This is a genomic window from Rhodococcus sp. KB6 (assembly GCF_001445685.1).
GTDB lineage: Bacteria > Actinomycetota > Actinomycetes > Mycobacteriales > Mycobacteriaceae > Rhodococcus_F > Rhodococcus_F qingshengii.
This window is the reverse complement of sequence record NZ_LNAK01000039.1, coordinates 1-1,749: the sequence shown is the minus strand read 5'-3', so window position 1 is coordinate 1,749 and position 1,749 is coordinate 1. Positions and strand designations below refer to the sequence as shown.

Here is a 1,749-nt window from a genome sequence, read left to right as displayed (position 1 = left end):
CGTGGAAATCTGGAACGTTCACTACAATTATCATCGACCGCATTCAACACGCGGAGGACGACCGCCCGCCGCTTACCGCCGGCACCGCGTAACTAACGTCCGTTCCTCATACATCTAGGTGGAAAAGGTCGAGTATCACGTCGGCGTCCGCCCCGAGCGCCATCAGGTCGGCACGTTCGCTCAATCTGAGCTCCTGGTTGGTGATGAAGGCAAGCCCGTAGGGAGCGTGCTTCAGAGCGCCGGCGAGGTCGGATTCGACTTTGGCTTTGATGTCACTAAATGTCTTCTGATCACGGGGGAAGTAGACGGCCATGATCCACGGGCGACCGGCCTTGGAGCAGGAGGCATCTCGTCCTCCGTCTTTGCCTCCGAGTGGATGTGACGGGTCGATGTCCTCGAAACCGGAATACGAGAGTATGTGTGCCGCAAGACGCTCGGACGGGGCTTGGTCCTGAGTCCATTGCAAAAGCCGAAACCATGTCTCATCCGTGCGTGTCATCCCTGATTCATACCGTGGCCGGCTGACAGGCGGCACCGTCGCCCCACATCGGTAGGTTCTCATCGCGTCTCAGACGTACGTACCAAAACTTGGGCCTCACCATTGCAAGCCTCACCATTGCGAAGCGCATCGGCTACGAGCTGGGCTCAAGTTTTGAGCCCAGTGACCTGCCCCGAAATATCAGCGGCTACGCCCGCGCCCACAAAGAATGAAATGTTGAAAATTATACGGGCATGCCATGGGCATCATGGATTGCGCTTGAAACTTTCTGCGCACAAAGGGGCGAAACGCCTTCCACTCTTGATATTCCCTCCACGTCATCCGCCTTGACATATTCCCTCCACGTCATCCGCCTTGACCCTGTTCGTTATTGCCCCAGAGCTTGCTTCTCCCGCCGCATATTGAGATGTCGCGTGCGCGCGCAACTGAGCGACCGTGAGCACAGTCCCGATCGGATACTGTTCGAAAACTTCGTTGATATGAGTGGCTATCTTTCGTCCCGAACTGGTTCCATCTTCGGAGCGCCCAGCGCGCCGAGTATCAGAATTATCGGCATGGACAGTGGAATCAACTTCATTAATGCGCAGTTCACTGACCGAAGGTACCGCTCCCATAACTGGCGGAGTTTTTACTCCGTTCTCCGGTCGTGCCCATTCTCGGCAGATTGCATCTGCCAATTGTGACGATCGGTCGAGAATTTCGTCTGGTCCCCATTCGGCACTTAGAGACCGATTGAGCGCGAGAGCGCTGTGCGACAATATCGCTGCGCGTTTGGTCTGCCAACTGCTGTTGGAAAGTTTAGAATTGAGTTTCGTCGTGACCAAGGCGAGATTTCCGATCGTATGAACGAGACGCTCACGTCGGGCAGTTTCAGCTTCTCTCAACTCTGTGGAATCGGTGAGGATGGGCCAATGTGTTTCCCACTTTTGCGGCATGAGATGTTCGATCGGTAGAGGACCGGAGATACGCATAGCGGCTCTTCCCAGATGAGGGTGTAGGTCGGCCGGGCGGGTCGGTCCGCAGGTAGACGTCGAGGTCTCCCGACGACGGAGGTTCCTACGCCATCCATCCGAAAGACCTCGACGTGACCAACGCTACCCCGCCGGCCGGCTTCGGCCGCCCTGACCTGACCGCCTTCGCGTCTCATCCCAATCGACCCTGATCGGGTCTGCTGACCCCCTCGACGAGAACGCAGCGACATCACAGCCACCCAACCCCGACCGTCCGGGAAGCCGGGGCACGTCACATGG

The 1,749-nt window shown here is 57.4% G+C and carries 2 protein-coding genes; both read right to left on the bottom strand.

Going from position 1 to position 1,749, the window contains the following annotated elements:
- Positions 1-106: 106 nt before the first annotated feature.
- Positions 107-499, bottom strand: a complete 393-nt coding sequence (locus ASU23_RS06960; RefSeq protein WP_058037611.1) for a hypothetical protein — start codon at positions 497-499, stop codon at positions 107-109.
- 317 nt (positions 500-816) lie between these two features.
- Positions 817-1,470, bottom strand: coding sequence for an HNH endonuclease family protein (locus ASU23_RS33265; protein ID WP_082661361.1), 654 nt, complete (start codon positions 1,468-1,470; stop codon positions 817-819).
- Positions 1,471-1,749: the final 279 nt, after the last annotated feature.

What these genes read in the sequence shown, in the direction of transcription:
- ASU23_RS06960 (WP_058037611.1), bottom strand. Translation starts at nt 499, where the DNA reads ATGACACGCACGGATGAGACATGGTTTCGGCTTTTGCAATGGACTCAG.
- ASU23_RS33265 (WP_082661361.1), bottom strand. Translation starts at nt 1,470, where the DNA reads ATGCGTATCTCCGGTCCTCTACCGATCGAACATCTCATGCCGCAAAAG.